The following is a 586-nucleotide window of genomic DNA, read 5'->3' as shown; positions in this document are numbered from 1 at the left end:
CGCCCGACGGCATCGCTTCGCTGAACATCGGCGGACACGACTTCATCACCAATGGCGTGTTCACCGCCGGTTCCATCACCACGCCGCTCGGCAACACGCTGACCATCAACGGCTACGACCCCGCCACCGGCCAGGTGAGCTACACCTACACGCTGCTGCATGCAGAGACACATCCGGCCGGCGACGCTCCCATCTTCGACAACATGACCGTGACCGTCACCGACAGCGACGGCGGCGTGAGGCGGGTCGCGGTGTTTGGGAACGGCGATGTGACCAATATCGGCGACAGCAACGAAAACAACATGCTAGACGCCGGCGAGATCTGGAAGTTCTCGGCAACCGGTACCTCCGTGGCTGGCCCTTACAGCAACACCGGTACCGCCTCCGGCTCCTTCACCGACGATGCCAATCACACACGCACCGCCACGGCCACCGACGACTCCGGCTATACCGGCGCCGATCCGCACATCACGCTCGACAAGAAGACCAACGCCGTCGACCATGGCCTCAACATCTTCCAGAGCCAGCCGGTGACCTGGACCTACGACGTCAAAAACGACGGCAATGTCGCGCTCGCCCATGTGGT

General features: G+C 63.0%; 1 protein-coding gene. It reads left to right on the top strand.

Features of this window, described 5'->3' with window-relative positions:
* Positions 1-586 (top strand): hypothetical protein (locus tag EN852_RS41145; protein ID WP_189546328.1); only part of this gene is annotated, 586 nt, incomplete at both ends.

Source organism: Mesorhizobium sp. M2E.F.Ca.ET.209.01.1.1 (genome assembly GCF_004010375.2).
Taxonomy (GTDB): Bacteria; Pseudomonadota; Alphaproteobacteria; order Rhizobiales; family Rhizobiaceae; genus Mesorhizobium.
The sequence above is the reverse complement of the archived record's forward strand: the minus strand, read 5'-3'. Positions and strand labels throughout refer to the sequence as shown.